Origin of the sequence: Sagittula sp. P11, from assembly GCF_002814095.1 — a bacterium.
Lineage (GTDB): Bacteria > Pseudomonadota > Alphaproteobacteria > Rhodobacterales > Rhodobacteraceae > Sagittula.
Window position 1 is genome coordinate 134,654 of record NZ_CP021913.1, and the last position, 23,639, is coordinate 158,292.

At 65.3% G+C, this 23,639-nt stretch carries 18 protein-coding genes; 9 read left to right on the forward strand and 9 right to left on the reverse strand.

Annotated features, from left to right (window positions below; all coding sequences use genetic code 11):
* Position 1: 1 nt before the first annotated feature.
* Positions 2-3,421, reverse strand: coding sequence for an indolepyruvate ferredoxin oxidoreductase family protein (locus CDO87_RS00670; protein WP_100926966.1), 3,420 nt, complete (start codon positions 3,419-3,421; stop codon positions 2-4).
* A gap of 166 nt (positions 3,422-3,587) precedes the next feature.
* Here CDO87_RS00670 and CDO87_RS00675 point away from each other — a divergent pair, with 166 nt between their 5' ends.
* From CDO87_RS00675 to CDO87_RS00695, 5 genes are all read left to right on the forward strand, one after another.
* Positions 3,588-4,493 carry a LysR family transcriptional regulator gene (locus CDO87_RS00675; protein ID WP_100926967.1) on the forward strand — a complete coding sequence of 302 codons (906 nt, stop codon included), beginning with the start codon at positions 3,588-3,590 and terminating at the stop codon, positions 4,491-4,493.
* Positions 4,494-4,851: 358 nt separating this feature from the next.
* On the forward strand, positions 4,852-5,229 hold the full coding sequence (locus CDO87_RS00680) for a YbaN family protein (RefSeq protein WP_254698259.1): 378 nt from the start codon (positions 4,852-4,854) through the stop codon (positions 5,227-5,229).
* Positions 5,230-5,300: 71 nt separating this feature from the next.
* Entirely contained in the window at positions 5,301-5,870 is a 570-nt protein-coding gene (locus CDO87_RS00685) for a DUF6151 family protein (protein ID WP_100926969.1), read from the forward strand.
* Positions 5,871-5,976: 106 nt separating this feature from the next.
* Positions 5,977-8,136, forward strand: coding sequence for a phosphoribosylformylglycinamidine synthase subunit PurL (gene purL / locus CDO87_RS00690; RefSeq protein ID WP_100926970.1), 2,160 nt, complete (start codon positions 5,977-5,979; stop codon positions 8,134-8,136).
* Between the two features lie 114 nt (positions 8,137-8,250).
* A complete protein-coding gene (locus CDO87_RS00695; RefSeq protein WP_100926971.1) occupies positions 8,251-8,940 on the forward strand; it encodes a M48 family metalloprotease in 690 nt (229 codons plus the stop codon).
* A gap of 9 nt (positions 8,941-8,949) precedes the next feature.
* Here CDO87_RS00695 and CDO87_RS00700 read toward each other — a convergent pair whose 3' ends face one another.
* The gene (locus CDO87_RS00700) at positions 8,950-10,095 is read right to left on the reverse strand and encodes a hypothetical protein (protein WP_100926972.1); all 1,146 of its coding nucleotides are present in this window, start codon (positions 10,093-10,095) and stop codon (positions 8,950-8,952) included.
* A gap of 3 nt (positions 10,096-10,098) precedes the next feature.
* A complete protein-coding gene (locus CDO87_RS00705) occupies positions 10,099-10,878 on the reverse strand; it encodes an SDR family oxidoreductase (RefSeq protein ID WP_100926973.1) in 780 nt (259 codons plus the stop codon).
* A gap of 162 nt (positions 10,879-11,040) precedes the next feature.
* On the opposite strand from CDO87_RS00705, the gene CDO87_RS00710 reads away from it, so the two are divergent.
* On the forward strand, positions 11,041-12,042 hold the full coding sequence (locus CDO87_RS00710; protein WP_100926974.1) for a Hint domain-containing protein: 1,002 nt from the start codon (positions 11,041-11,043) through the stop codon (positions 12,040-12,042).
* Positions 12,043-12,069: 27 nt separating this feature from the next.
* Here the strand turns inward: CDO87_RS00710 and CDO87_RS00715 are convergent, their stop codons facing one another.
* A complete protein-coding gene (locus tag CDO87_RS00715) occupies positions 12,070-12,324 on the reverse strand; it encodes a Rho termination factor N-terminal domain-containing protein (RefSeq protein ID WP_100926975.1) in 255 nt (84 codons plus the stop codon).
* Between the two features lie 115 nt (positions 12,325-12,439).
* Here CDO87_RS00715 and CDO87_RS00720 point away from each other — a divergent pair, with 115 nt between their 5' ends.
* Positions 12,440-13,522, forward strand: a complete 1,083-nt coding sequence (locus tag CDO87_RS00720) for a transglutaminase-like domain-containing protein (protein ID WP_100926976.1) — start codon at positions 12,440-12,442, stop codon at positions 13,520-13,522.
* A 326-nt stretch (positions 13,523-13,848) separates the two neighbouring features.
* A complete protein-coding gene (locus CDO87_RS00725; protein WP_100926977.1) occupies positions 13,849-15,447 on the forward strand; it encodes a peptide chain release factor 3 in 1,599 nt (532 codons plus the stop codon).
* Positions 15,448-15,451: 4 nt separating this feature from the next.
* Here the strand turns inward: CDO87_RS00725 and CDO87_RS27540 are convergent, their stop codons facing one another.
* Together CDO87_RS27540 and CDO87_RS00740 are read right to left on the reverse strand one after the other, a co-directional pair.
* On the reverse strand, positions 15,452-16,714 hold the full coding sequence (locus CDO87_RS27540; protein WP_157815082.1) for a hypothetical protein: 1,263 nt from the start codon (positions 16,712-16,714) through the stop codon (positions 15,452-15,454).
* Positions 16,715-17,764: 1,050 nt separating this feature from the next.
* A complete protein-coding gene (locus CDO87_RS00740; protein ID WP_100926980.1) occupies positions 17,765-17,959 on the reverse strand; it encodes a hypothetical protein in 195 nt (64 codons plus the stop codon).
* 374 nt (positions 17,960-18,333) lie between these two features.
* On the opposite strand from CDO87_RS00740, the gene CDO87_RS00745 reads away from it, so the two are divergent.
* Entirely contained in the window at positions 18,334-18,750 is a 417-nt protein-coding gene (locus tag CDO87_RS00745) for a DUF3299 domain-containing protein (protein WP_100926981.1), read from the forward strand.
* Between the two features lie 108 nt (positions 18,751-18,858).
* Here CDO87_RS00745 and CDO87_RS00750 read toward each other — a convergent pair whose 3' ends face one another.
* The 3 genes from CDO87_RS00750 to CDO87_RS00760 form a co-directional block, all read right to left on the reverse strand.
* Positions 18,859-21,003 carry an OmpA family protein gene (locus CDO87_RS00750; protein WP_100926982.1) on the reverse strand — a complete coding sequence of 715 codons (2,145 nt, stop codon included), beginning with the start codon at positions 21,001-21,003 and terminating at the stop codon, positions 18,859-18,861.
* A gap of 354 nt (positions 21,004-21,357) precedes the next feature.
* Positions 21,358-22,611 carry a VWA domain-containing protein gene (locus tag CDO87_RS00755; protein ID WP_100926983.1) on the reverse strand — a complete coding sequence of 418 codons (1,254 nt, stop codon included), beginning with the start codon at positions 22,609-22,611 and terminating at the stop codon, positions 21,358-21,360.
* A gap of 91 nt (positions 22,612-22,702) precedes the next feature.
* Positions 22,703-23,611, reverse strand: a complete 909-nt coding sequence (locus tag CDO87_RS00760; protein WP_100926984.1) for a MoxR family ATPase — start codon at positions 23,609-23,611, stop codon at positions 22,703-22,705.
* Positions 23,612-23,639: the final 28 nt, after the last annotated feature.

The following is a 23,639-nucleotide window of genomic DNA, read 5'->3' on the forward strand; positions in this document are numbered from 1 at the left end:
GTTATTCCGCCGCCTGAGACACCGGCGCGCCGCCTGCTTTCAAGAGCGTCAGCAACTCCTCGCGGCGCTTGGCGGCCTTTGCCTCGTTAGCGATCTTGACCGGGCCGAACCCGCGGATCTGGAGCGGCAGTTCCGCCAGAGCGATCAGCGGATCCATGATCTCTGGCCGGGCCTTCGGCAGCCATTCGGCCATGTCGGCCTCGTACTGTGCGATCAGCGCCCGCTCCATCCGGCGTTCTTCCGACCGTCCGAAGACGTCCCAGACGGTGCCGCGCAGACCCTTCATCCGCGCCAGCATCCCGAAAACCTTCAGCATCTTCTCGCCGTAGGGTTTCTTCTCCGGGCGTCCGTCCGGCCCTTCCTTCGCCACCAGCGGCGGAGACAGGTGGAACGTCATCTCGAAGTCGCCGCCGAACTGCGCGCGGGCCTTGTCGCGGGTTTCGAGGTGCAGGCGCGCGACCTCGTATTCATCCTTGTAGGCCAGGAGCTTGTGATAGCCCTTCGCGACCGCCTCTTTCAGGCGCGGATCGGCGATGTCCTTCATGCGCGCGCGGTATTTGTCGGCCAGCGCCTCGTCCTGGTATTTCACGAGGTGATCGGCGCGGAAGGCGATCTTCTCGTCCAGCGACTTCGGCTTGTCGACAACGACCGGCTCCAGCAGGCGCGCGGCATCCTGCGGGTGCAGAACGGCCCAGCGTCCGATCTCGAACGCGCGCAGGTTGCGCTGGACGGCGGCCCCGTTCAGTTCCACCGCGGCGGCAATCGCATCGTGCGACAGCGGCACCAGCCCCATTTGCCACGCCGCGCCAAGGATCATCATGTTCGAGAAGATGGAGTCGCCCATCGTCGCCTTGGCAAGGTCGCTGGCGTCGAACATCGCGAGCCGGTCCTTGATCCGTGCCTCGAGCGCCAGTTTCAGCGCGTCGATCGGCAGGGCAAACTCGGTGTTGCGGGTGAAGTCGCCGGTGATGATCTCGTGGCTGTTCACGACAGCGCCGGTGCGCCCGGCCCTCGTCAGACCCAGCGTCTTCGCCCCGGCACTGACCACGAGATCGCCGCCGATCAGCGCGTCCGCCTCGCCGGTCGCCACGCGCACGGCCGAGATGTCGTCGGGCTTTTCGGCGATGCGCAGGTGGATGTGCACCGCGCCGCCCTTCTGGGCGAGGCCCGCCATCTCCATCATGGCCGCACCTTTGCCGTCGATCTGAGCCGCCTGCGCCAGAACCGCGCCGATGGTCACGACCCCGGTGCCGCCGACGCCAGTCACGACCACGTTGAACGTCCCGTCGATCTTCGGCAGGTCAGGCTGCGGCATGTCCGGCAATTCGAGCTTGGCGACCTCTGCCTTCTTCACCTCTGCGCCTTCCAGCGTGACGAACGACGGGCAGAACCCCTTCAGGCAGGAAAAGTCCTTGTTGCAGGCGGACTGGTCGATGGCCCGCTTGCGGCCCAGTTCCGTCTCTTCGGGCACGATCGCCACGCAGTTCGATTGAACGCCGCAATCGCCGCAGCCCTCGCAGACATCGGTGTTGATGAAGACCCGCTTGTCGGGATCGGGGAACTGGCCGCGCTTGCGGCGGCGGCGCTTCTCGGCGGCGCAGGTCTGGATATAGAGCAGAACGGACACGCCCTCATGCTGCGCCAGCCCCTTCTGCACCTCGGACAGTTCCGCGCGTTCGTGCATCGTCACGCCCGACGGGAACGCGCTGAAGGCCACGTCCTCCTTCTCGTCATAGACCACAGCAACACGCTCGACCCCCATGGCACGCACCTCGTCGGCGATGCGCTGGGGGGTGAGGCCGCCCTCGTTCTTCTGGCCGCCGGTCATGGCGACCGCGTCGTTGAAGAGGATCTTGTAGGTGATGTTGACGTCCGAGGCCAAGGCCGCGCGGATCGCCTGCACGCCGGAGTGGTTGTAGGTGCCGTCGCCCAGGTTCTGGAAAACGTGCCCGGTCCTGGAGAACGGCGCCTCGCCGATCCAGTTCGCGCCCTCGGCCCCCATGTGGGTGAAGCCGAGCGTCGAGCGGTCCATCCACTGCACCATGTAGTGACAACCGATCCCGGCATAGGCGCGCGACCCCTCCGGCACCTTTGTCGACGAATTGTGCGGGCAGCCCGCGCAGAAATACGGGACGCGTGCGGCGATGTCGGGCGTGTTGTCGGCCCGCGTCGCCTCTTCGATCTTCCTGAGCCCGGCACGGACGGCATCGGTGCCCCGGCCTTCCTCGATCAGGATCTCGCCCAGCTTGCGGCCGATCCACATCGGGTCTAGCGCGCCGCGCGTCGGGAACAGCTCGTCGCGGTGCATGCCGCCCGCGCCGCCCTTGTACCAGCCGTAGACGCGCCGGCCGCGACGGTCGTCAAAGATCGCCTCCTTGACCTGCACCTCGATCAGCTTGCGCTTCTCCTCGACGATGACGATCAGTTCGAGATCCTCGGCCCAGTCGTGGAAGCCCTGCATGTCCAGCGGGAAGACCTGCCCGACCTTGTAGGTCGTGATGCCGAGCCGCTCCGCCTCGGCCTCGTCGATGCCCAGAAGGGTCAGCGCGTGCACGAGGTCCAGCCAGTTCTTGCCCGCTGAGACGAAGCCGATCTTCGCCCCCGGCTTGCCCCAGATCCGCTTGTCCATGCCGTTCGCGCGGGAGAACGCCTCGGCCGCAAAGCGTTTGTGGTCGATCATGCGCGTTTCCTGCGCATGGGGCGTGTCGCCGAGACGGATGTTCAGACCGCCCTCCGGCACCGGGAAATCGGGCGTGACAAGGGACACGCGATCGGGACGGCCATCGACGACCGCCGTGGCTTCGACCGTGTCCTTCATCGTCTTCAGACCGACCCAAAGGCCCGAGAACCGGCTGAGCGCGTAGCCGTAGAGCCCGTAATCGAGGATTTCCTGCACCCCGGCGGGCGAAACGACCGGCATATAGGCATCGACCAGCGCCCATTCGCTTTGATGGAGGACGGTGGAGGATTCACCCGTGTGGTCGTCCCCCATGGCCATCAGGACGCCGCCGTGTTTCGAGGTGCCCGCCATGTTGGCGTGACGCATGGCATCGCCGGAACGGTCGACGCCCGGCCCCTTGCCGTACCAGAGACCGAAGACCCCGTCGAAGCGCCCCTCGCCCCGCAGTTCGGCCTGCTGGGAGCCCCAGAGCGCCGTCGCCGCGAGATCCTCGTTCAGGCCCTCTTCGAAGCGTATGTCGTTTTCGCGCAACGTCTTTTCGGCGCGGCGCATCTGCATGTCGACGGCGCCGAGCGGCGAACCGCGATAGCCGGTGACATAGCCCGCGGTGTTCAGTCCTGCCTGCCGGTCCCGCGCCTTCTGCGTCAGCATGAGGCGGACGAGGGCCTGGGTCCCGTTCAGGAGAACGGTGTCGCGGGACAGGTCGAAACGGTCGTTCAGGGTGATCTTGTGCTTGGTCATCCGGCGCCTCCCAACGCTGAAGTTATAAGCATTGTAGCGCAAATTTAGGTAAATACCACTGACCTTAATGGGATTTTTTTCCGCAAATGCCGAGCGTTAAGTCAACTTCTTATTCATTTAACAGATTCCGTCCATTATGTGTGCGCCAACAGCGGAAAGTGTCGGTATGGATTGGGACAAGCTCAGAATATTTCACGCAGTGGCAGATGCGGGTAGCCTCACACACGCTGGGGATGCGCTCCATCTGTCGCAATCGGCGGTGTCGCGGCAGGTCCGCGCGCTGGAAGAGGCGCTCAACACGACGCTCTTCCATCGCCATGCGCGTGGACTGATTCTCACCGAACAGGGTGAACTTCTGTTCGACGCCACCTCGTCGATGGTCAAACGCATCGACAGCGCCACCGCCCGCATTCGCGACAGCGAAGAGGAAGTCTTCGGCGAACTCAAGGTCACGACGACCCACGGGTTCGGGGCGCTGTGGCTCGCCCCGCGTCTGACCAAGCTCTACGAGAAGTACCCCGACCTGAAGATCGACCTGATGCTGGAAGAGCGCGTGCTCGACCTGCCGATGCGCGAGGCCGACGTCGCGATCCGCATGAAAGAACCCAGCCAGGCCGACCTGATCCGCAAGCGCCTGATGTCGATCCGCATGCGCATGTACGCCTCGCCCGACTATCTTGCAGAGCACGGCGAACCCACGCGGCTGGAAGAGATGGTCTCTCACCGCCTGATCTGCCAGAAGCCCGGCGCGCCGCAGGTGCTGGCGGGCGAACAGCTCGTTCAGTCGTTGCTGGCCAACGATGTGCAGACCACGCTGACGGTGAACAACTACTTCGGCGTGCTGCAGGCCGTGATCTCGAACCTCGGGATCGGTGTGCTGCCCGACTACATCATCGAGGATTTCCCGACGATGGTCCGGGTTCTGCCGGACATCGAGAGCGTCGAGGTGCCCGTTTTCCTCGCATATCCTGAAGAACTCAGACAATCCAAGCGTGTGTCGGCCTTCCGGGATTTCGTGCAGGATGAAATTATCGCTCACCGCCGCCAGCGAAAGGCGATGGGCATGGACTGAATTCCCGCATGACGGGAAAAATCACTGTGGTATGCACGTCACGCATGGCGGGAATGCTGCAGGTGCGGCGTAAATGTCCTTGATCGATTCATGTGTGATGACATATTCGGCAGATGACGAAGCGATGCATCTTTTTCTTCGCATCGTCATACCTCCCTGTTGGACTACGGCCGAGCTTTGTGCTCGGCCTTTTTTTTGGCCGAACCTCTTCTTGCTCGCCCTTCCCTCATCGCAATGGCGGGAACGGCACATGACAAGCCGTGCCGCGACACAACGCCAATGGACCCGCCCTTCCCACCCGCCATCACGGCGCTACCCTGAACACCCGTAGCAGCAACCTCACGGACACCCGCGCCAGATGCCCCTTCGCCCGCACATGTTCGCCCGTCCGGTCTGGGTCACGCTTGGCGCGCTGTCCCTCGGGCTCGGCATTATTGGCATCGTACTGCCGATCCTGCCGACGACGCCCCTCGTGCTGCTGGCGGCGTTCTGCTTCGGCAAGGGCTCTCCCCGGCTGCGGCTGTGGCTCGAAACGCACCGGACCTTCGGCCCGCCGATCCGCGCGTGGGAAACGACGGGCGCCATCTCGCGCCGTCACAAGCGCATGGCGCTGGGGATGATGGCCGTCACCTTCTGCATCGGGCTGATCCTTGCCCTTCCGCTGCACGTCCTCGCGATTCAGGCGGTCTGCTTCCTTGGCGCGGGCACCTACGTCTGGACGCGCCCGGACGCGTGAACCGCCCCTGCGCTTGCGGCGACGGGCAAAAACGGTAACGTCCGCCCGTATTCGAGACAAAGGATTCCCGTATGTCGTCTTCGCTGATGCTCTCCTGTTCGTGCGGCAGCATGTCGTGGAGCCTCGCCTCCGCCGCGCCGCGCCGTCATGTCGTCTGTTACTGTGCCGACTGCCGCAGCTTTCCCAAAGCGCTCGGCCATCCGGAGTTTCTTGACGAGAACGGCGGCCTGCACATCCTTCAGACCGTGCCCGGCCATGTTACCATCACCCACGGGCATCAGCATCTGGCCGCGCTGAAACTCTCTCCGAAGGGCATGGTGCGATACCATTCGGGCTGCTGCGGCACGCCCATCGCCAACGTGCTCGAAAAGAAGACCCTGCCTTTCGTCGGCTTGGCCATCCCCGCGCCCGCCGAGCAATGCGGCCCCGTCCGCAGCCGCGTCAACGTCGACAGCACCCGCGGCAAGGTGAAGGAGCTGAATCCAGCGGCCGCCTTCTTCACTGTCTTCGGGCGCGCCGTCGGGGCTGTCTTCAAAGGCAAGACCAACGGCCCGTTCCATGGCGAAGACGGGCTGCCGGTGGTCACGCCCCGGGTGCTGACACTGGCGGAACGCAACGCCGCGCGCACACCGCTGGACTGACGGCCGGGGTGCGCGCTCCTGCTGCACCAAAGCGGCCGCTTGCCCCCTTCCCCCTGCCGCGCCCTTGCCTTAAACGGGGCGCGCAACGCCACGTCAGGGGAAAGACATGCAGGAACCGGACATCACCGAAGATCTGATCGCGTCCCACGGGATCAAGCCGGACGAATATGCCGAGATCCTGCGCATCCTGAATCGCGAGCCCACGTTCACGGAACTGGGCATCTTCAGCGCAATGTGGAACGAGCACTGTTCCTACAAATCCTCGAAGATTCACCTCAAGAAGCTGCCGACAACCGGCCCGCAGGTCATCTGCGGCCCCGGCGAGAACGCGGGCGTCGTGGACATCGGCGACGGGCAGGCCGTGGTCTTCAAGATGGAAAGCCACAACCACCCCTCGTACATCGAACCCTACCAGGGCGCTGCGACCGGCGTGGGCGGCATCCTGCGCGACGTCTTCACCATGGGCGCCCGTCCCATCGCCGCGATGAACTCGCTGTCCTTCGGCGCGCCCGACCATCCCAAGACCCGCCAGCTCGTGCACGGTGTGGTGGAAGGGATCGGCGGCTACGGCAATGCCTTCGGCGTCCCGACCGTCGGCGGCGAGACCCGTTTCCACAAGGCCTACAACGGCAACTGCCTCGTGAACGCCTTTGCCGCGGGCCTCGCAGACGCCGACAAGATCTTCTACTCCGCCGCTTCGGGCGTCGGCCGTCCCGTCGTCTACCTTGGCGCCAAGACGGGCCGCGACGGTGTCGGCGGCGCGACCATGGCCTCGGCGGAGTTCGATGAGAGCATCGAGGAAAAGCGCCCAACCGTTCAGGTCGGCGACCCCTTCACCGAGAAGCGCCTGATGGAGGCAACGCTGGAGCTGATGCAGACCGGCGCCGTGATCTCGATCCAGGACATGGGCGCGGCGGGCCTGACCTGCTCGGCGGTAGAGATGGGCGACAAGGGCGGCCTCGGCATCCGGCTCGACCTCGAGAACGTGCCACAGCGCGAAACCAACATGACCGCCTACGAGATGATGCTGTCGGAATCGCAGGAACGCATGTTGATGGTGCTCGACCCCGCGAAGGAGGCAGAGGCCAAGGCGGTCTTCGACAAGTGGGACCTCGATTTCGCCATCGTCGGCGAGACCATCCCCGAGGACCGCTTCCTCATCATGCACAACGGAACCTGCATGGCCGACCTGCCGCTGTCCAAGCTGTCATCCAGCGCGCCGGAATACGACCGCCCGCATGTGCCGACACCGGAAGCCGCCCCGCTTGCGGACGTGCCGCAGATCGACCCCATCGACGGCCTGAAGGCGCTGCTGGCCAGCCCGAACTACGCGTCGAAGGCGTGGATCTACGACCAGTACGACAGCCAGGTGATGGCCGACACCATGCGCACCCCGGGCTTCGGCGCGGGCGTGATCCGGGTGCACGGCACCGACAAGAAGCTGGCCTTCACCTCCGACGTGACGCCGCGCTACGTGAAGGCGAACCCGGTTCAGGGCGGACGGCAGGCCGTGGCCGAGGCCTATCGCAACCTGACCGCCGTGGGCGCCAAGCCCTTGGCCACGACCGACAACCTCAACTTCGGCAACCCCGAGAAGCCGGAGATCATGGGCCAGTTCGTCGGTGCGCTTCAGGGCATCGGCGAGGCCTGCCTGGCGCTCGACATGCCGATCGTTTCGGGCAACGTGTCACTTTATAACGAAACGGACGGTCAGGGCATCCTGCCCACGCCGACCATTGGCGCCGTGGGCCTGATCGCCGCGGGCGAAGAGCCGATCCTCGACACGCCTCGCGACGGACACGTGGCTCTCCTGCTGGGCGAAACGGCGGGCCACCTTGGCCAGTCCGCGCTTCTGGCAGAGGTCTTCCACCGCGAGGACGGCGACGCCCCGCATGTCGACCTGGACATCGAGCGTGCCAACGGCGACTTCATCCGCGCCAACCGCCAGTGGATCAGGTCCTGCACCGACCTCGCCGACGGTGGCCTCGCGCTGGCGGCGTTCGAGATGGCGGCGGCAGGCAACACCGGCGTGCAGTTGGACACCGACGACACCGCGCAGCTCTTCGGTGAGGATCAGGGCCGCTACCTGATCGCCTGCAGTTTCGACGCGGCCGAGGCGCTGATGACCGCAGCCGGACAGGCGGGCGTCACGCTTTCCTCCGTCGGCAAGTTCACCGGAGACACTGTGCGCATGGGCGCATCCGAGGCACCGCTGGCCGAGCTTCTGGAGACCTACCGGTCTTCCTTCGCGGCGACCTTCGCCTGACACCTTGCGCGGGGCGGACCTGTATCCGCCCCGGCCCCCTTGTCTTCAGGGCCATGGCGTTCCGCCCGCAAATCACCCCTTTCCCCGGTCGGGCCGCGGACCCATATTCAGCCCATGCTGAAGTTCACCCCGATCCTCCTCGCGATCATCTATGCGCTGGTGATGTACCACTTCTCGGCGTGGCGCACGCGACGAGAGCTGGACGCCCGGTCCACCGAGCTTGCGGACCCACGCCTGAAGAAGCTGACCGACCGCATGGCGCAGGCGCTGGACCTGCCCCGCATCCGGGTGAACATCTACGAGATCGATCCGGTCAACGGTCTGGCGGCGCCGGACGGGCGCATCTTCATCACGCGCGGCTTCTACAAGAAGTACCAGCAGGGCGAGGTTTCGGCAGAGGAGCTGTCCTCTGTCATCGCGCATGAACTGGGCCACGTGGCGCTTGGCCACGCGCGCCGCCGGATGATCGACTTCTCCGGCCAGAACGCCATCCGGACCGCGTTGATGATGGTGCTGGGGCGCCTGATCCCCGGCGTGGGTGTCTGGCTTGCCAACATGCTGACGACGCTGCTGGCCGCGCACCTGTCCCGGTCCGATGAATACGAGGCCGACGCCTATGCCGCCGCCCTCCTCCACAAGTCCGGCATCGGCATCGCCCCCCAGGTCAGCCTGTTCAGGAAGCTGGAGGCGCTGACGCAGTCGAACCGAGCCGCACCCGCATGGCTCCTGTCGCACCCCAAGACTCAGGACCGCATCACCGCCATCGAGACGATGGGCGCCCGCTGGTCCACGCCGGAGACCTGAGGCCCCGGATCAGCCTTCCGCGGGCAGCAGGTCGAAGGTGCCCTCGGCGACGTCTGTGCCGTTCACCTGCACGACGATCCCGTGTGCGCCCGGGTGCAGCCGGTAGGTCGTCGCGTCGCCTTTCAGGACATGCCGTTTCTCGAACCGCGCGGCGCGGCGCGGTACGTCCTTTCCGGCCTTCAGCTTGAACACCTTCTCCGCCGATCCGCCGGGCCGGGCGAACCGCAGGCGGTAATCGACGAGGACAGGCAAGGCCTCATCTGCCACGATCTCCACGGCAAAGCGGAGCGCCTCCCCGATCTTCACCCTCGGCGTCAGTATGTCGAGCGTGGCGGTCACATCCCCGGCGCGATAGCCCAGCAGATCGAGCGCGGGACGCTCGCCGCGTTTCACTGCCGTCCGCAGGGCGTGGCGGGTGATCCACGCCATCTCGCCCGCCTCCTGCCGACCCTCCGCCTGCCAGCCCGCGAGGCGCGCCACCACTTCGTCCGGCATCACCTTCGACAGATCGTTCATGTGGTTGGCGACGGATCGCGTGACGTAACGCGTCGGATCGGCGTGCAGCACGTCGAGGAAGGCCAGCGGCACCGCCGGATCGATCTCGATGTTCCGCGCCCAGGGCAGCCGCGGGCGGGTGCCTTCACTGACCAGCCGGCGCACGTGGTAGTTGTCGTCCCGCGCCCAGTCGTGCAGCTGCGCGAGCGTCCGCTCCGGCCAGCGGTTCAGGAAGGGGCGGATGTAGAACTCCATGGAGAATCGGCGCGTGACCGCGTGCAACAGGTCGAGCGCGCGGTCGGGGTCCTCCATCCCGTGACGAACGATCAGGATGCCATGCACCGCGTGGATGAACCGGCCGAAGTCGTCGTCCTTCAGCGCAGGGTCCAGCGCGGGGGGCAGAGCCGCCTCCAGCGCCTCGGCCATGGGGCCGAAGCCGGAGGGCAGCTGCGCCTCCAGACAGTCAGCCATCCACTCCAGGCGCTCCAGCAGCCCACGCCCGGCCAGTCCCGGGACACACTCCGCCAGGAACCGGTCCCGGTCGAACCCAGGCAGGACAGCGAACTCGCCGGCCAGATCGGCCAGCGACTCCGCATTGAACAGCTGATCGGCAAGGGAGAAGCCAGCACCGCCCCCCTTGCCATCCGGTCCCCGCGCCACGGCTTACATCGTCATGTTGGAGGCGCCGCCATCCAGCAGGATGTTCTGTCCCACCATGAAACCCGCGTGCTGCGAGCACATGAAGGCGCACATCTGGCCGAACTCCTCCGGCGTGCCGTAGCGTCCGGCGGGGATGGTCGCGTAGCGTTCGGCGCGCGCCTCTTCCAGCGAGATGCCCTTCGACTTCACCACTGCGCCGTCCAGCGAATCCGCACGGTCGGTGGCGTGGATGCCGGGCAGCAGGTTGTTGACGATCACCCCCTTGGGCGCCACCTGCCGGGAGGTCCCGGCGACGTAACCCGTCAGACCCGTCCGGGCGGAGTTCGACAGACCCAGCACGGCCACCGGCGACTTCACCGAAACGGAGGTGATGTTGACCACCCGGCCCCAGCCCTTGTCGATCATCTTCGGCATCAGCGCGGTCATCAGCGCGATGGGCGTCAGCATGTTCGCATCGAGCGCCTTGATGAAATCCTCGCGCCCCCAGTCGGACCACATGCCCGGCGGCGGGCCGCCCGCGTTGGTCACGAGGATGTCCACGTCGCCCGCCTCTTTCAGGACCCGTGCACGTCCGTCTTCCGACACGATGTCCGCCGCAACCGTCGTGACGCTGACCTGCCAGCGGTCGCGGATTGCCTGCGCGGTCTCTTCCAGCGCCTCCGCCCCGCGCGCGTTCATCACGAGGTCCACGCCCGCCTCTGCCAGTGCCTCTGCGCAGCCGCGCCCGAGTCCCTTGCTCGATGCGCAGACCAGCGCACGTTTACCGCGAATTCCCAGGTCCATTGCGACCTCCTAAGTGCTTGTTTTCTGCTTCGTTTCAGCAACGCCGACAAATCGTCGGTCCGCAACCCATTTGATGACACAATTTCCCGGCATACAATGCCCCGGTGGGAGGTTCTATGAACTGAGTCCCCCGCATCTTGCTGCCAGCTGCCAGGAGTCGTCATGAGCCGTTCCGCATCGTCCCTACAGGTCTTCCCCGCCACCGCCCTGCGCGTGGTCAACGGGGCCAACCTCGGCGATGCGCTGGCCTGGGCAGAAGACCTTCAGCCCGACGACATCTACCGCCTGTCACCGCTGTCCGCGCTGCGCACCATCTCGGTCGAGAACACGGCAAAGCCGCCCTTCCGCATCGGCGACAGGACGGAGGTCGGGACCCCCGGCAACGCATTGCACCTCGACTGCTGCGTGACCTTCATGTCCGGCTCCGGCAACACGACAGAGGCGCTGGTGCTCGTGGAAACCGACGAGGAGGGCAACGCGGTCCAGGTCTACGCCCTGCCCCTGACGGAGATGTCGCCCAAGATCGACTACGTGCTGGTCGGCATTTCGGAGGAAACCGCGCTTGCCCGTTACGCGCAGATCGCCTGTACGTCCTTTACCGCGGGCACGCTCATCACCATGGCCTCAGGCGCGCAGAAGCCGGTGGAGGATCTGGTGGCCGGGGATCGCGTCCTCACCCGTGACGACGGCCCGCAGGAAATCCGCTGGATCGGCCACCACACCTCGCGCGCCTCGGGCACCTTCGCGCCGATCCTCATCCGCGAGGGGGCACTCAACAACGCCCGCGACCTGTACGTGTCGCCCGACCACAGGCTGTTCATTTACCAGCGCCGCGACGAACTCGGCGCCGGCCGGTCGGAAGTGCTGGTCCGCGCCCGCCACCTCGTGAACGGCGACACGGTGGTCGTCGCGCCCGGCGGTTTCGTCGACTACTTCCAGATGCTCTTCGACGCGCATCAGATCATCTATGCCGAAGGGATTGCCGCCGAATCGATGCTGGTGACGACCCAGACGCAAGCGGTTCTGCCCGATGCGCTGGCAGACCGTCTGTCGGCCCTGATCCCGGGGCACAAGCGGACCGACTTCTCCGGGTACGAGATCGGAGAGGCACTGCTGTCGCATCCCGATGCCGCGGCCCTGCTGAGGAAATCCTCCGGCGGCTGAACCGCGACATTCGGGGGCACGCCACGGTCAGTGAGACCGGAGCGCCTCGATCAGTTGGTCCTTGTTCATGTCGGACCGCCCTTCGATCCCGATCTCCTGCGCGCGGGCGTAGAGGTCGTCCTTTGTCCATTCCTCGTAAGGCGCCGCCTTCCCGCCCTTCTCGGACGGGTGCATGTCGTCGTTCGCCTTGGCATTTGCGATGCGGGCCGCCTTTTCCTTGGACATGCCGTCGTCTCGCAGGTCGTCGTACAGCTTTTCGTCCTTGATGCTCGGTCGTGACATTGGGGATCTCCTTTGCTGCAATAAAAACGTATGGCGCGCGCCGCGGGTTCCGGCCCTTGCAGCCACCGGGAGCGGGGCGTATCCCGTCGCCAAATCCTGACCGAAAGGACATTCCATGCGCCGTCGCCAATTCCTCCTCCGCTCTGCCGCCGTCTCTTCTCTGATCGCCGCGCCCGTCTCCTTGCGCGCCGCCTACGCCCCTGCCTCCACCGCATGGCGCACGTTCGAGCTGACGACGACCGTCACGCTCGAACGCGATGGCCAGGCAGCGCAGGCGTGGATCCCTGTGCCCGCCCATGCCGATCCGCTCTGGACGATCCCGGGCGACACCGCCTGGACCGGCAATGCCGACACGGTGGAACAGGTCATGGCAGAGGATGGCAGCCACGGGTTCATCCACGCCACGTGGGAAGCCTCCGACGCGCCTGCCGTGCTGGAGGTGACCTCCGAAGTCCGCACCCGCGACCGTCACTCCGACCTTCCCGGCAACGCGGTCCTCTCCGACGAGGAACGTGCCCGGGCGACGGCCCCTACGGATCTGCTGCCGCTGAACGGCATTGTCCTGGACACCGCCAACGAGATCACCGATGGCGCCGGGGACGACCTCGACCGCGCCATGCGCATCTACAACTGGGTGGTCGACGAGACGGAGCGCAACCCCGAGACGCGCGGCTGCGGACTGGGCGACATCGCCTCCATGCTGCACACCGGCGACCTGACGGGCAAATGCGCCGACCTGAATGCCCTGTTCGTGGGCCTCGCCCGCGCCGCTGGCCTGCCCGCCCGCGATCTTTACGGCATCCGCGTCGCGCCCTCTGCCTTCGGCTACAAGGCGCTGGGTGCCGGATCTGCCGACGTGACGAAGGCCCAGCACTGCCGGGCCGAGGTGTTCATCGAGGGTCAGGGCTGGGTTGCGGCCGACCCGGCGGACGTGCGGAAGGTGGTACTGCAGGAAGACGACGGCACGCTGAGCCTTGCCGACGCCAAGGTGCAGGACGTGCGCGAGGCGCTGTTCGGCGCGGCAGAAGGCAACTGGATCGCCTACGGCACCGCGCATGACGTGGCGCTGCCCGGCTCGGACAACGGCCGGGTCCCGTTCCTGATGTACCCTCAAGCGGAAATCGGCGGTGAACGGCGCGACGAACTCGAGCCGAACACCTTCAGCTACACGATCACCACGCGCGAGCTGGAAGCCTGACCCGGCCCGCGCGCAGGTTCCGAACCGCGCGCGGAACGGTGACGCGAAGGACGGTGCGGCTGTGAAGTTCGCCGTCCAAGCGATTGTTATAAAACGAGTTTGGTGATCTGACCACTTGCGCGAAGCGCCACCGGACAACCGTTGTGTCATCTGGTTCCCTAGGTGGCCAAGCGCGCCGAGGAAGGCCGCTCAGACATGAACACTCCGGGACCAACGACTTCCTCTGCTCGTCGAACCCGGGCCGCCAATCCGTCGCAAAGCCAGAATGGCCGCGCAGTCTCCTGCATGGATTGTGCGGCCCTCGAATACGCGCTATCTGCGCCTCCATGCTGGACAATCGCCCCTCCCTTCCGCCCGAAATCGCCCGCCGCCGGACGTTTGCGATCATCTCGCACCCCGACGCGGGCAAGACCACTCTGACGGAAAAGTTCCTCCTCTACGGGGGCGCTATCCAGATGGCCGGACAGGTGCGCGCCAAGGGTGAGGCACGGCGCACCCGGTCGGACTTCATGCAGATGGAAAAGGACCGGGGTATCTCCGTCTCGGCCTCTGCCATGTCCTTCGATTTTGGCAAGTTTCGCTTCAACCTCGTCGACACGCCCGGCCACTCGGACTTCTCCGAGGACACCTACCGCACGCTGACGGCGGTGGACGCGGCGGTCATGGTGATCGACGGCGCCAAGGGCGTGGAAAGCCAGACCCAGAAGCTGTTCGAGGTCTGCCGCCTGCGCGACCTGCCGATCCTGACCTTCTGCAACAAGATGGACCGCGAGGCGCGCGACACCTTCGAGATCATCGACGAGATTCAGGAAAACCTGGCCATCGACGTGACGCCCGCATCCTGGCCCATCGGGATGGGACGCGATTTCCTCGGCTGCTACGACATGCTGAACGACCGGCTGGAACTGATGGACCGCGCCGATCGGAACAAGGTGGCGGAGTCCATCAGCCTCGAAGGGCTGGACGACCCGCGCATGGCCGACCACATCCCCGCCGCGCTGCTGGCCCAGCTTCGCGAAGAGGTGGAGATGGCGCGCGAATTGCTGCCCACGCTCGACCCGCAATCTGTGCTCGAAGGGCACATGACCCCGATCTGGTTCGGTTCTGCGATCAACTCCTTCGGGGTGAAGGAACTGATGCAGGGCATCGGCACCTATGGTCCCGAGCCGCAGGTCCAGAAGGCCACCCCACGCGAGATCGCACCGGAAGAGACCAAGGTCGCCGGTTTCGTCTTCAAGGTGCAGGCCAACATGGACCCCAAGCACCGCGACCGCGTGGCATTTGTGCGGCTTGCCTCGGGCCACTTCGAACGCGGCATGAAGCTGACGCACGTGCGCACGAAGAAGCCCATGGCGATCACGAACCCGGTTCTGTTCCTCGCCGCCGACCGCGAACTGGCGGAGGAGGCCTGGGCGGGCGACATCATCGGCATTCCGAACCACGGGCAGTTGCGCATCGGCGATACGCTGACCGAGGGCGAGATGCTGAAAGTGTCCGGTATCCCCTCTTTCGCGCCCGAATTGTTGCAAACCGTGCGCGCGGGCGACCCGATGAAGGCCAAGCACCTGGAAAAGGCGCTGATGCAATTCGCCGAGGAAGGCGCGGCCAAGGTCTTCAAGCCGATGATCGGCTCCGGCTTTATCGTCGGCGTGGTCGGGGCGCTGCAATTCGAGGTTCTGGGCAGCCGGATCGAACTGGAGTACGGCCTGCCGGTCCGGTTCGACGCCTCCCAGTTCACCTCCGCCCGTTGGGTGCACGGACCCAAGGAGGCCGTCGAGAAGTTCTCGCAGGCCAACAAGCAGCACATCAGCTACGACCACGACGGCGATGTGGTCTACCTGACGCGCCTGCAATGGGACATCGACCGGGTGGAGCGTGACTATCCCGACATCACGCTGAGCGCGACGAAGGAAATGATGGTCTGATGCGTCAGAACATGTCGTCGAAGTTCGGCGGCGCATCCATCACGAAAACGTGGATGTCGGCGGTGGCCACCGTGCCATCGGCGAGCACCACGGTTTCGACCTGGCGCATGTCGACCTTTCCTTCCGGCGTCACCAAGGACAGACCGCCGTCAAGGTGCTGGAACGACACGTCGTTCTTGGACCATGTGACAGCGACCGAGTCGTTGCCGGCGCCGCCGAAGACCCGGTCCTGTCCGCCGACCAGAACGAATTCGTCGTTGCCGGCGTCGCCGTACATCAGGTCGTTGCCGTAGCCGTCGACGATGTAATCGTCCCCTTCCCCGCCATACAGGCGATCCTCGCCGTGCCCGCCCTTGAGCGTATCGTTCCCCTCACCCCGAACATGGTGTCGTTGCCCTGTCGGCCAAGCATCGAGTCCCGGCCCGTGCCGCCAACCTGCCGGTCGTTTCCGCTGCCCCCATCGTGCGACGCCGTCTTGTCGATGACCACGCGGACGAAGTCGTAGGGCATCAGTCCGACCTGAACGATGCCCGTGGAGAGGTAGTCGCCCGAAAGCGTTGTCACGAGTGCATCCACGTCGGTTTCCGTCGCGAAGTAGTAGTCGTCGATACCGGTCGGATTTGCGGTCAGCGGCACGATGCTGTCGAACGTCGGCAGGTAGGTCTGGTAGCGCCCATCCCCCATGTCGCGGATATGGTTGGAGTTTGTGGGGTCGAAGAAGGCCAGCGTGGCAAGCTGGTCCGCTTCCTCCTGGTCGATGACGCGCCGCCCGATGCGGTTCAGCCCCTCCTCGTCCGCCATGTCCGACAACCCGTCCGAGGTGGATCGGTCGATGGTCACACGGGTCACTTCGACGGTGGAATCCGCGGTCAGGAACGGTGAGATGTCGAGGTTGACCGTAGCGCGGTTCAGGTCCCGCAAGGTCATGAAGATGACATCCTGATAGGCGCTCGAGAAGAGGTTCACCTCGACGTTGTCGTTGCTGCCCGTGCTGTCGGAGGCGATGCTTTCGAAGGCGGTAACCGTACCGGTCTGGCTTGTCTGCGGGCGGAGGGTGTCCGCCATCATCTGGAAGGCCGTGCCGCCCATGGTCAGGTCGATCTCGTCCACCTGCCGGTTGCCTGCGACGTTCGTTCCGGTCCTGTGCTGCAGCGGCCAGATGAAGGCGTCCTGTACGCCTGCCTGCACCATGAATTCGAACTGCTCCAAGAGGATACCTGCACTCGCCGCACCAAGCTGGTTGTAGTTGCTGGCCAGCACGTTCCATTCGGTGATGTAGAGCTCCACGTCATGGCCCAGCCACGCGCTGAAGTTCTGGATGCGCCAGTCGAGGCTGCGGTACTCGTACCATTCATGCGTGAAGGACTGATCGTCCTCGTGGGAGCGGTTGTAATAGTAATGCGCCACGCCGCCGTCGACCGCCGCACGCGCCCGCCCATTCAGGAACGAGACAATCGCCTCGTTCGCCATGTCGAACGAACCGCTTCCCTTGTAGGTGCTGGCCGCGCCCTGGATCTCGCCGATCTGGAGCAGGATCTTGGGGTCGTGTGCCGGGCCTGTCGTCTCTGCCGCCACGCGGTCCATGGCGTCGAGAGAGGCGTTGATGACACGGTTTGCCGCGACGCCGTACTCCGCCTCCGTCATCGAAGACACGAAATCGCCGTTCGGGTTTTCCTCCGGATGGGCGCTGCGGTCATAGTTCGGATCGTACCGGCCGATGGAGTATTCGTTGCCGATCTCGAAGGCCTCGATCAGGGGACCGTATTCCTTGAGCAGGAGGTAGACGAAATCCTCGATCTGACTGGCCGGCAGGTCGGTCTTTGTCGGCAGGACGATGGTGACCTTGCCCGGTTCGTCGCTGGTCCCGGAATCGCGGACCCAGTCGAGGAAGCGGCGCACCTCTTCCCTGATGCCGCCATTGTCGAGACGGGTGATGTCGATGACGTTTTCCGTTCCGCCGCCGGGGTAGCGGAAGTGGTTGAGCCCGAGTGTCTGTGCAGCGCTCTGGAAACCGTCCGTCGGGCCAAGGTGACCATGCGCATCCACGTTCACCAGTTGGAGTGCGTTGGCACCGAAGTGGTCCGATTGCACGAACCTCCCCGTCGCAGAGAGGTTTGTCAGCGATACGTTGTATTGGGGCATGCAGGCACTCCGACAGCAGTGCGCTCATACTCCGCGGAAACGTCTCCTTGCTTTGGACATGTGTTGGGCAAACAAGTGAACATCCCGTACATTTTGACCCGCCGTTTAACGATATCGGACGTTCAAGCGGGGTCGTGACCGGCCCTTTTTACATGTCGTCAGCCCGTCCGGCCGTTCAGTTTCCGGGGACGATGGTGAAGTGGCCGGGGATCAAGGTGCAGATGGGTTGCATGCGCGCCGCGCCGGACAGCTCCGTTTCAGCTGCGGTCAACGCGACTTGCGACGATCTCGCCACCATGGGTAGCTCGTTTGCGCAGGCGTACATGTGAATATCGGCCAGAACTTCCAGAAACCATCTGTGGTCAGCCATGTCATTCCCCTCATTTCCGGCGCCAACGGCATCGTACCTTTGGCGGCAAGACCTGCGTATTTTCACGGCGTTGGTCTAAATTATTCGCTAATCCCGGAGAAAGCGCCTGATCCAGCGCCTACACAGCCGCATAAGGCGATCCGGATGCACTCCACGCCCGCATAGGCTTTGGAATTTCCCCCCCATGGGAAAATAATAAGGAAATCATACACTCTATACGTGTCCAAACTCCGGCCCTCCCTTTTACCGGCGAAAGACCATGTATCACCGCGGATAGGCGAATCGCCGCTTGGCCGAGTCTTCAAACCGGCTGGCTGTCAGACCCGATTTTCCGTATCCTCAGCTGCACCCGCTTCCCCATTTCGGAGTACCCGATGCGCGCCCTGCCCCTGATCGCACTTGTCCTGCTCTCCCAACCTGCACTGGCCAACCCGTGGGAACTGATCACCGGCATCACCTACAAGGAGACCGAGACGGAAACGTCCTGGTCGGTCGAGAAGACGATCCCCGAGGAACTGCGCGCGCAGGCCGAGGAATTCACGATCACCGGCTATTACGTTCCGGTCGAGGCGCAGGCGCAGGTCACCCAGTTCCTGCTCGTACCGGACCCGGCGGATTGCCCGTTCTGCGGCACGAACGGCTACGGTCCGACGCTGGAAGTGCAGATGTCACGACCCGTTCCGGACATGGCCGAGGCGACCGAAGTCACCGTGACCGGTACGCTGAACTTCGACGACAGCCCCGAAACCTACCGCGCGGTCTTCCTGACCGAGGGCGCACTGGTGAACTGAGCCATCCCTTCGCGCGGCGAACGGACGGCACATCCGGCAGCAGGCCCTTTCCACCAAAAAAAAACGGGCCCCGAAGGGCCCGTTTTCGTCATTTGGAGAGAGAGAAGATCAGCTGCCGTTCTGCAGGAGCGGCGTGATCCGGCGCACGGCGGCGCGGCGGTTGGCACGCTCGGCATCGGTCGTCGGCACAAGCAGATCGCTTTCGCCGTAGCCCTGCAGCACCATGTTCTCCGGCGGCACGTTGAAGTACTCGGTCAGGGCAAGCGCCACCGACTCTGCACGACGGTCCGAGAGGGCGAGGTTGTAGGCGTAGTTGCCCACCGCATCGGTGTGCCCCTCGATCAGGAAGACCTCGCTCGGGTTCTTGTCGATGAACGACTTCAGCGCGTTGCCCAGAGCCGCGAGTTCCTGCGCCTCATCCGGACGGATGGCTGCGCTGTTGGTCTCGAAGTTGATGGTGTCGACGCTCACTTCCGGCACGAGCTGGCGCACGCGGTCGATGTTGCGGACCTGGTTCAGCGAGAAAGTCCGGCCCACCTGCGGGGCGACCTGTGATGCCAGCGCCTGTTCCAGCGTGGCGGCATCGGTGCCTTCGCGGTAGATCGTCCGCTCTTCGTTGCTGCGCGAGCTGACCTGCGGCAGGTCACCCACGACGACTTCCTGCGCCTGCTGGGTGTCGTCAAAAAGCACGACGCGGGACCCGTCGGTCAGGATGCGCGTACGGCGCAGCACACGGCCATCGGCGGCACGCACCGTCTCGACCGAGGTGCCGTCGTCATAGGCCACCACGTTGCGGGTGGAGCCGTCGTTGTACTGGTAGGTCGTGACCTCCGCACCCGGGCGGCGCAGCAGCACGTCGTCGTTGCGCAGCACGCGGAAGCGGCCGTTGTTCTCGACCACCACGCGGTCGCCGGAGTTCGAAACCACGTTGTCGTTGTTGTCGAGGATGTTGTTCAGAGCCACGGCACCAAGGCCCAGCAGGGCGGCACCTGCGACGGTACGGGCGCGCTCGGCGTCCTCACCGGCATCACGCGCTTCCTGTTTGTAACGCTCCGCTTCGGCCTGCGACTGGTTCACAGTCGTCTGGAAGTCTTCGCTGGACTGGCGGGTGTTTTCCTCGGTCACGGTCTCCTGAACCGCTTCCGGCTCTTCGGCACCGCCCTCGGCAGAGGCTGCGGCAGCGGCGGATGCGCTCTGGTCAGCCTCGGCAACGGCATCGGCCTGTGCCTGGGCGTCGGCTTCCGTCGGCATGTTCTCTTCGCCCACGGTGGCTTCGGCCTGCTGTTCCAGGGCCTGCTCGGCTTCGGTCTGGGCTTCTGCCACACCGTCCTGCGCGTCCTGAACTGCCTCTTCGGCAGCGCCTTCGGCTTGCTCGACCGCAGCGGCGGCGTTGTCTTCGGCCTGCTGGGCTTCTTCCTCAAGCGCTGCGGCCAGATCATCTGCCTGCACTTCGCCAGCGGCTTCCGCCTCGGCCTGTGCTTCGGCCTCGGGTGCTGCCTCTACCGGCGCGGCCTGCTCAGCTTCGGCCTGTGCTTCGGCTTCGGGCGCTGCCTCCACGGGCGCGGCCTGCTCAGCTTCGGCCTGTGCTTCGGCTTCGGGCGATGCCTCTACCGGCGCGGCCTGCTCGGTCTCGGCCTGTGCTTCCGCTTCGGGCGCTGCCTCTACCGGCGCGGCCTGCTCAGCTTCGGCCTGTGCTTCGGCTTCGGCCTGCGGCGCAGCTTCGGCCGCGGCATTGGCTTCGGCGTCGGCCTCTTCCTGCAGGGCCGCAGCCAGATCATCCGCCTGGACTTCGCCTTCAGCAGTGCCTTCAGCCTGCGCCTGCGCTTCTGCCGGCTGGTCGACCGGGGCCTGCACGTCTGCTTCCGCCGAGGCCGTCGCATCCGCACCGGCGGCCACGTTCGGTTCTGCTGCGACATCTGGGGCGGCGGCCACATCGGCAGCCGCGGCAGGTGCGCCGGTGGCCAGAAGCTGGTTCAGGTCCACGCCGGGCACATCGACGCCGTTGGCGGCGAGGTCCTCGGCCATATCGACGACAGCAGCCTCACGCGACGCGTCCTGGGAGGCCTCCACCACGAGGTTGCAGTCGAGCGACGGCGGGGTTTCACCTTCGGCAGCGCACATTGCCTGAAGTGCGCCCATCAGTTTCTGCATCTGCCCGGGGGGGAGTTGCGATGCTTCCTGTGCGGACATCGGTGCACCAAGCGCGATGGACAGCGCGGCGACCGACGACGTCACGAGATTGCGGGTTTTCATTGTATTCTCCTATCTCGACGCCTCTCTGGGAGGCTTGCCCTGCAAACGCCCCGGGCCGCGTTCGGTTGCATGGTTTCGCATAACTATGCGTCAATCCTTGAGCAGGTTGCCGCGTATTGAGGCCCTGCGCAGACACATTCGAAACATGCCGTGTGGTCGGGCCGCCTCGGGATGCGCTTCGAACGCCTGTTTTCCAAGGAGCGGAGGGGGAGTTCCGCGGTCCGAGCCGCTGCCAGAGCCCGTCCAGACGTGGTGGGTCGGCGAAGCTGGATCAGACGCGGTTTGCGCGGATCGGATACATGTAGCACGGCCAAGACCCAGCCCGGCACACCCGGCGCAACGCTTGGCCGGGCCTTACAGCATCTGCATCAGCCGGGCCTTCTCGCCCAGGTCGTCGGGACGGGAGATCGCCTCGGCCAGTTGCTCCAGCGACGCGATGGAGTGACCCGCCCGGAAGCTGTCGACATGCGGCAGCATCGCACGGATGCCCGTGGCCTTCGGCGCGAAGCCGTCCCAGCGCAACAGCGGATTAAGCCAGATCAGCCGCCGGGCCGAGAGGTGAAGACGTTCCATCTCCTTCTCCAGCGCGCCCGCGTCGTCGCGGTCCAGCCCGTCGGTGATCAGCAGGACAACGGCGCCCTGCCCCATCACGCGGCGCGACCAGTCGCGGTTGAACTGGTGCAGGCATGCGCCGATGCGGGTGCCGCCTTCCCAGTCCTGCGCTTCCGCCCCCGCGGCCTTCAGCGCGGCATCCACGTCCCGGGTGGCAAGATGGCGCGAGATATTTGTCAGCCGCGTGCCGAAGGTGAAGGCGTGCACCTTGGCCCAGCCCTGCCCCTTCTCGTTCGCCACTGCGTGCAGGAAATGCAGGACCATCCGGCTGTACTGGCTCATGGAACCGGAGATGTCGCAGAGCACGACGAGGTTCGGCCACCTGAGCCGCGGCTTGGCGTGGGCGATCGCGCGGATTTCCCCACCCTTGCGCAGGGCATCGCGTATGGTGCGGCGATAGTCTGTCCGCCGACCGTGTGCCGCCGCCTGCGAGCGGCGCGAGGCGATGGGTTTGACCGGAAGCGTCAGCCGCGACAGCATCCGCTTGGCCTGCGCGATCTCTTCGGTCGACATCTGTTCGAAGTCGAGCGTGCGCAGCTTTTCCTCGGCGGACATGGTGAAGGAGGCGTCGACCTCCACCTGTGTGCCGCCTTCTTCCTCGTCCTCGGGCTGCGGCACCTCGGGCATGTGGTCGCCCAGCAGCGCCTGGGCCGCGCGTTTCTCGGCGGACTGGGCGGCCTTTTCCTCCTGCACGCCGCGGATCGCGGGCAGCATCATCGACATCATGTGTTCGAGGAACCGCGGGTCGCGCCAGTAGAGCCGGAAGATCTGGGCAAAGACCACGCGATGCTCCGGCCGGTTCACGAAACACGCGTGCAGCGTCCAGTAGAAATCCATCCGCTCGGTGAAGCCCGCGGCCTCGACGGCGCGGATGGCGTCGATCACACGGCCCGGCCCCACCGGCAGACCGGCCCGCCGCAGGGCCCGCGCGAAATGGATGATGTTCTGCGCGAGCTTCGGGTTTTCCGGTATCGTGAGCGGGAGGTACTCCGGCATGTCTGGCCTTCCTGCCGTGGCGGGTCCGGAGGCGCGACTGTCGCCCCCGATATTGTGCCGGCCCATGCAAACGGGCCGCGTTCAGGGGCGGTCACGCCTCTTCGAGGGTCTTCTTGGCCTCGTCGAGGATGCGCTTGGCCTCGCCGCCCTCGATCTTCTGGATGTCGTCCTGGTACTTCAGGATCGCCCCCAGTGTGTCGGAGATGACCTCCGGGCTAAGGTCGACCACGTCGAGCGCAAGCAGGCACTTGGCCCAGTCGATGGTCTCGGCGACGCCGGGTTTCTTGAAGATGTCCTCTGTCCTGAGCGACTGCACGAAGGCCACGATCTCGCGCGAGAGGGTTTCCGACACCTCCGGCGCGCGGGCGTTGAGGATCTCCACTTCGCGGTCGAACTTCGGATAGTCGACCCAGTGGTAGAGGCAGCGGCGCTTCAGCGCGTCGTGCACCTCGCGCGTGCGGTTGGAGGTCAGGATGACGATGGGCGGCTCCGGCGCCTTGATGGTGCCGATCTCGGGGATGGTCACCTGGAAATCCGACAGCGCCTCAAGCAGGAAGGCCTCGAACGGCTCGTCGGTGCGGTCGAGTTCGTCGATCAGCAGGATCGGCGCGCCGTTCTCGTCGGGGCGCATCGCCTGCAAGAGCGGCCGTTCGATCAGGTACTCCGGCCCGAAAAGCTCGGTCTGCAGGGCGTTGCGGTCGGACCCGCCCGCGGCTTCGGCGGTTCGGATGGCGATCATCTGCGCCGGGAAATTCCACTCGTAGACGGCAGAGGACGCATCGAGCCCTTCGTAACATTGCAGGCGGATCAGCCGGCGGTTCAGGCTCTTGGCCAGCGCCTTGGCGATCTCGGTCTTGCCGACGCCCGCCTCCCCTTCCAGGAACAGCGGGCGGCCGAGTTTCAGCGACAGGAACACGACGGTCGCCAGCGCGCGCCCGCAGACGTACCCTGTAGAGGCCAGCGTCGTCTGCACCTCGTCGATGGAATTGGGAATGGTCATATGGCTCTCCTTGGCCAGAGGTGTCCCA